Below are 6452 nucleotides of genomic sequence, written 5' to 3'. Positions count from 1 at the left end.
GTCCGGCCCTCAGGGTATCGGGTTCCCACATTCATCCGCACATGTGCGGATGAATGTGGGAAGTGTTCGGATGAAGTCGATAATCAAGGGCGCACATTGAGGTCTTCACAGCTCGTGCATAGAACAGCTGTCCGCTTTCAGAACGTGGTAAGATAACACTCCACAAGCGGGGCTCGCCCCGCATGTTCCTTGAAAAGTCGACGGCTGTTGGGTGCTTGCAGGCCCGATGCCATCCAGACTTTCCGACATTTGGGGGCGACTGGTTTCGACACGATAGCTCTGAGAGAGGAAGCAAGCCGAGGTCTCCTCGCCTCGTTAAACAGGGGTACCGTCAAATTGAATTGACAACAACTCTTCTTTTGAGCCTATGGCTCTCGCTGCTTAGTTTATAGCGGCGCGTCAACCCGGTGATTTCCCCGACACCGGCGCGACGTCATTTTAGGGGAATGCTCCTGCGAACGTAATCGGTATGGCGCAGGCTAAGACCGAACCGGTTAGGACACCGCGAGCGTGTCGCTGCGCGCAAAGCGTCCGAGACAAAACCAGCGACTGAGCTTGGAGATGCCAATCAGGGGGCTTTCGTGGACCGGAGTTCGATTCTCCGCGCCTCCACCATAAGTAACAGGCAGGTAGATACCCATATCTACCTGCTATTTTTTTCTTGTTCGTACCGCGGAGAATCGAACTCTATGCAGGGCGCGGGCGTAAAGAAAACGCGTAACCGTTTTTAGCCCGCGGGCGAGGACGCCGGCAGGCGGCCGAAGCCGGTGCGGATTTGCGAAGCAAATACGCGGATTCTCCGCGCAAACTTCCGACTCAAAACGGATGCGATGTTATCGAATCTCAGCCTGCCATGCGCCGCATCAACGGAACCCCAAACCCGCGGAGAATCGAACTCTGTGCAGGGCGCGGGCGTAAAGAAAACGCTACGGCAACGCAGGGTGGGACGCGCTTTCCCAATGGCGGCCCAGGCGGAAAGTGCGTCCCGGAGTCCGCACTCAGACTGGGACGTGGTTTCCGGATGGCACATCAAGTGGAAACCGCATCCCGGAATCCTCATTCGGAATGGGATGCATTTTCCGGATGGGCTGTTGGCGGAAAGCTCATCCCGGAATCCGCGCTCAGAACGGGACGCGCTTTCCCAACGGCAGTCCAAGCGGAAAGCGCATCCCGGAATTCCGCCTCAAACTGGGACGCGCTTTCCGCTCCATCTCCTCAACTCCAAAACCTATGCGCCCTCCATTCCAAAACTGGGTAGAAGAAAGCCAAAACGCAATCGCAGGAGGTCAATATGACTGCAGAAGATAAGGCAAAGAACGCCGGCAAGGTCGCGCTCGTCTTGGAGGGTGGCAGCTTCCGCGGACAGTTTACCGCGGGTGTGCTCGACGTCCTCATGGAGGCTGGCGTCGAGATTCCAGCTGTCTACGGTGTATCGGCAGGTGCTCTCAACGGCGTGAACTACAAGTCGCACCAGATCGGCCGTGCCAACCGCATCAACCTGGCTTTCTGCAACGACAGCCGCTACATGGGCGCCGCATCGTTTGCATCCACGGGCTCTATTGTGGGTTACGACTTTATCTTCAACGATGTCCAGGACCGCCTGGACCCCTTTGACAATGAAACGTTCGACGCGAGCCCCATCGAGATGTACGCCGTCGCGACGGACATGCTCTTTGGAACCGCCACGTACCTGCCGGTCAAAAGCGCCGTACTTGACCTCGACGCCGTGCGCGCCTCGACCTCGCTGCCGCTGGTGACGCCGCCGGTCGAGATTGACGGGCACAAATACGTCGACGGCGGCGTAGCCGATTCGGTCCCCATCGAGCACGTGCTGGAGGAGGCGGGCTTCGATCGCGCGGTTGTTATTGTCACGCAGGACCGTTCATACGAGAAGAAGCCCTACGAGTTTATGCCAGCCGCGCGCGCTCGCTATGCCGACTACCCCTACCTGCTCGAGGCTATCGAGACGCGCCACGACCGCTATAACATCCAGCGCATGCACCTGTGGAAGTATGAGCGCGAGGGCCGTGCGTTGGTCGTCGCTCCGCAAAAGCCGGTCGAGGTCGGTCACGTTGAGCACGATCCGGCAAAGCTCCTCGACCTGTATATTCAGGGTCGCCAGGAGGCAAAGCGCTTGCTGGGAGATATCGAGGCGTTTGTCGAGCGCTAGCGTCGCGACGTCATGACCCATGGACGACATGTGCAGAAACTCTGGTCGAAGCCAAAATACCTGTTGACTCGGGCGGCGAGCGGGGTAATATGGACGGGTTACTTGCAGAGCCCCGTGAATCTCTGTAACAACACGTACTGTACATGGAGGAGTCTAAGTGATTTCGAAATCGACTCACTACGCCAAGCAGGGCGAGGTCCAGCGCAACTGGGTTCTCGTCGACGCCGATGGTGCTGTCCTGGGCCGTCTTGCCACCCAGATCGCAATGATCCTGCGCGGTAAGAACAAGCCCCAGTTCACGCCCAACAGCGACTGCGGCGACTTCGTTGTCGTCATCAACGCCGATAAGGTCCAGCTTACCGGTAACAAGGCCGACACGAAGACCTATTATCGCCACAGCGGCTACAACGGCGGCCTCAAGGCTGAGAGCTTCCGCCAGGCTATGGAGAAGCACCCGGAGAAGGTCATCGAGCGCGCCGTTCGCGGCATGCTGCCCAAGACCACCCTCGGCCGTGCCCAGATGACCAAGCTTAAGGTCTACGCTGGTGCCGAGCATCCGCACGCTGCCCAGAACCCCACGAAGATTGAGCTGGAGGCTTAAAGATGGCTGAGAACACCGTTGTCTACCAGGGTACCGGCCGTCGTAAGAACGCCGTCGCCCGCGTCCGTCTCGTCCCCGGCACCGGCAAGGTGACCATCAACAAGCGTGACGCCGAGCAGTATTTCGGCCGTCATCAGCTCGTTGAGAACGCCCTTGCTCCCTTCAAGGTGACCGACACCGCCGGTCAGTTCGACGTTATCGCTCTGTGCGATGGCGGCGGCATCTCCGGTCAGTCCGGCGCTCTGCGCCTGGGCATCGCTCGCGCTCTTCTGAACGCTGGCGACTACCGTGCTGACCTCAAGAAGGCCGGTTTCCTTACGCGCGATGCTCGCGTGGTCGAGCGCAAGAAGTACGGCCTCAAGAAGGCCCGCCGCGCTCCCCAGTTCTCCAAGCGCTAAGGTTTTATCTCCTTTCGAGATACAATGTACAAGCGGGGCCTGCCGATTCCTCGGCGGGTCCCGCTTTTCTTTTTCGACTAGGGTGGGCGGTTGCATATCGCCTGCTTGGGAAGGAGCGATCCTATGCCCCAGAACATCTTCGGTACCGACGGCGTCCGTGGCGTCGCCAATGCCGACCTCTCGTGCGACCTCGCGTTTCGCCTGGGCCGTGCGGCGACCAAGTTCCTTGGTCCGGACATCTGCATCGGCCGCGATACGCGTCTTTCGGGCACCATGCTCGAGAGTGCTCTGACCGCCGGTATCATGGCCGAGGGCGGCCGTCCGCACTGCTGCGGCGTTATCCCTACGCCGGCCGTGGCGCTGCTCACCGTCCAAAACGAGCTTGACGGCGGCATCGTCATCTCCGCTTCGCACAATCCTCCGGAGTTCAACGGCATCAAGTTCTTTAGCCGCAAGGGCATGAAGCTTCCCGATGCTGTCGAGGAAGAGATCAGCGCCTGGGTCATGTCCGAGGAGGCCATGGCTGCCGACACGTTGCCGACCGGTGCCGGCGTGGGCCACATCATCAAGATGAAGGACGCCCGCAAGGCCTATGTCGATCATGCCATCAGCACGCTCGACGGCCTTAAGCTCGACGGACTGGTTGTTGCCGTCGACTGCGGCCACGGTGCTTCGTGCCAGACCACGCCTGCCGCGCTCCAGCGCCTGGGCGCCACGGTCCATGCCATCAACACCGATTACTGCGGCACCGACATTAACGTTGAGTGTGGCTCCACGCACCTTGAGCCCCTGCGCGAGCTCGTGCTGCGCACCCACGCCGATATCGGCCTTGCCCACGACGGCGACGCCGATCGTGTGCTGTTCGTGGACAGCGAGGGCAACGAGATCGATGGCGACTACATTCTTGCCATCTGTGGCTCCGACCTTGCTGCTCGCGGCAAGCTCGCCAACTCTGAGATCGTCTCGACCGTTATGTGCAACCTCGGTTTCTCCATCGCCATGAAGGAGCAGGGATTTGAGATGGTCCAGACCGCCGTGGGCGACCGTTATGTTCTTGAGCGTATGCTCGAGGACGGTGCCGTCATCGGCGGCGAGCAGTCCGGCCACATCATCTTCCTGGAGCACAACACCACCGGCGACGGCTTGGTGACGGCCCTGCAGTTGCTGGCCGTGCTCAAGCGCACCGGCCGCACCCTCACCGACCTTGCCGGCATCATGAAGAAGTACCCGCAGGTGCTCGTCAACGTGCATTCGGACAACAAGGCCGGCCTGGACGATTGCCAGCCCATTTGGGACGCCGTCGCTGCCGCCGAGAAGGAGCTCAACGGTCGCGGCCGCATCTTGGTGCGCCCGAGCGGTACCGAGCCGCTGGTTCGCGTTATGGCCGAGGCGGAGACGCACGAGCTGACCCAGCGTGTTGTTGACGATATCGTCGAGGTTGTCAAGCGCGAACTTCCCTAATGGCCAAAAACGGGTGCCAAGTGGTAAACTGACAAGGTTATTTTGATTGATTGGTATGTCCGAGGGGGAGCATGTTCACTAAAGTCCTGAGGTCATTTGGTATGCGTGGTCGAGTCCTTACGCTGGATGCTCCCATCTCGGGCGACGTCATTCCGCTCTCCGAGGTAAACGATCAGACGTTTGCCACCGGCCTTTTGGGTCAGGGCGTGGCGATTCAGCCTACCGGCACGCGCGTGATTGCGTCGGCAGACGCCAAGGTCGAGGCCATTTTTCCCACGGGACACGCCGTTGCGCTTAACACAGTCGATGGTCTGGACGTGCTCATCCACGTTGGTTTGGACACTGTTCAGCTCGAGGGCAAGCACTTTACCGTACATGCGCAAGTGGGTGACATCGTCCATAAGGGCGATGTACTCATCGAGTTCGATCGCGAGGCAATTGCTGCCGAGGGCTACGATGTGACGGTTCCCATCTTGGTGTGCAACTCCGTTGAGTTCTCGAGCATCAAGGGTTCCGTTGGCGAGCATGTCGAGGAGATGGACCAACTCATCGTCGCTCGCGAGCGCTAGTGAGCGCGCTCGGCCTTTAGCCTACAATTCGAACACGTTTACGGAGGGCGCCCTTGAAAGAGGACGCCCTCCGTGGCAAGATGGGATTTGTCCGAAGCTAAACAGCTTTGGGTCACCGTGGACGGGCAGGGGCCTCGACGCGGCTAGACACGAGACACATACATTACGCGACCTCGCCCTGGTGGCCGCACACGTTGGTTGCGGCCGACGCGGGCCGCGGGCAAGTGCTTGTAAGGAGAGCCTTGCCTCTCTTGTATGAGAAAGGACGCGTAATGAAGATCATTAAAGCTAAAGACTACGAGGATATGAGCCGCAAGGCCGCCAATATCATCTCGGCCCAGGTTATCCTCAAGCCCGATTGCGTGCTGGGTCTTGCCACCGGCTCCACCCCGATTGGCGCCTACAAGCAGCTCGCCGCTTGGTACGAGAAGGGTGACGTCGACTTTGCCGAGGTCAGCACCTACAACCTCGACGAGTATCGTGGCCTTTCGCACGACGATCCCCAGAGCTACCACTACTTTATGCGTGAGAACTTCTTCGATCACATTAACATCGACCTGAACAACACGCATGTGCCCGATGGCTCCAATCCCGACGCTGCCGCTGCCTGCTCTGAGTACGACAAGATCGTCGCTGCTGCCGGTTACCCTGATCTGCAGCTGCTCGGCATCGGTAACAACGGTCACATTGGCTTCAACGAGCCCGATGACCACTTCTCCAAGGGTACGCACTGCGTCGACCTTACCGAGAGCACTATTCAGGCCAACAGCCGCCTGTTCGACAGCATCGACGACGTGCCCCGTCAGGCCTACACCATGGGCACCCAGACCATCATGTATGCCCGCATGATCCTGGTTGTCGCCAACGGCGAGGCCAAGGCACAGGCCGTGCATGACATGTGCTATGGTCCGGTTACCCCCGAGTGCCCTGCCTCGATCCTGCAACTGCACACCAACTGCGTTGTCGTTGCCGACGAGGCCGCCCTTTCGCTCTGCAAGTAGCGAAAGCCTATCACCTCGACATAGCTTTGCCGAAGGCCCCCGCTTTGCGGGGGCCTTTTTGCTGAGCGTGCGCCGTGTGCTTGACGAAAATCTGGCTGCGAACTGGACGGGTGCGTCTGGTGCAGCATGATTCATTCCATAACAGATACTATGCATAAATGCTATGAAAAGGTCGCAGACGGTAGCTGGCGTTAGGTGAGTTGCGCAACACAATTGAACAGCGCTCATTTGAGGTACACTGCCAAAGGATGG

Annotated in this window: 6 protein-coding genes and 1 other RNA gene; all 7 read left to right on the top strand. The window is 59.4% G+C overall.

From position 1 onward, the window contains the following. Positions 1-251: 251 nt before the first annotated feature. Positions 252-615: a transfer-messenger RNA gene (gene ssrA, locus AB5750_RS07785) on the top strand. Between the two features lie 676 nt (positions 616-1291). Then, positions 1292-2170 carry a patatin-like phospholipase family protein gene (locus AB5750_RS07780; protein WP_343006895.1) on the top strand — a complete coding sequence of 293 codons (879 nt, stop codon included), beginning with the start codon at positions 1292-1294 and terminating at the stop codon, positions 2168-2170. A gap of 157 nt (positions 2171-2327) precedes the next feature. Beyond that, positions 2328-2771 (top strand): 50S ribosomal protein L13, encoded by a 444-nt coding sequence (gene rplM / locus AB5750_RS07775; protein WP_022094635.1) that lies wholly within the window; start codon positions 2328-2330, stop codon positions 2769-2771. 2 nt (positions 2772-2773) lie between these two features. Continuing rightward, on the top strand, positions 2774-3169 hold the full coding sequence (rpsI, locus tag AB5750_RS07770) for a 30S ribosomal protein S9 (protein ID WP_022094634.1): 396 nt from the start codon (positions 2774-2776) through the stop codon (positions 3167-3169). A 123-nt stretch (positions 3170-3292) separates the two neighbouring features. Then, complete coding sequence (gene glmM / locus AB5750_RS07765) at positions 3293-4630, top strand: phosphoglucosamine mutase (RefSeq protein WP_117583337.1); 1338 nt, start codon at positions 3293-3295, stop codon at positions 4628-4630. Positions 4631-4701: 71 nt separating this feature from the next. Next, complete coding sequence (locus tag AB5750_RS07760) at positions 4702-5199, top strand: PTS sugar transporter subunit IIA (protein ID WP_368145888.1); 498 nt, start codon at positions 4702-4704, stop codon at positions 5197-5199. 272 nt (positions 5200-5471) lie between these two features. Further along, positions 5472-6200: a glucosamine-6-phosphate deaminase gene (gene nagB / locus AB5750_RS07755; protein WP_161145374.1), complete on the top strand. Its 729-nt coding sequence runs from the start codon at positions 5472-5474 to the stop codon at positions 6198-6200. Positions 6201-6452: the final 252 nt, after the last annotated feature.

It is taken from the genome of Collinsella aerofaciens (genome assembly GCF_040926185.1).
Taxonomy (GTDB): Bacteria; Actinomycetota; Coriobacteriia; order Coriobacteriales; family Coriobacteriaceae; genus Collinsella; species Collinsella aerofaciens_BC.
This window is presented reverse-complemented; position numbering and strand designations above follow the sequence as displayed.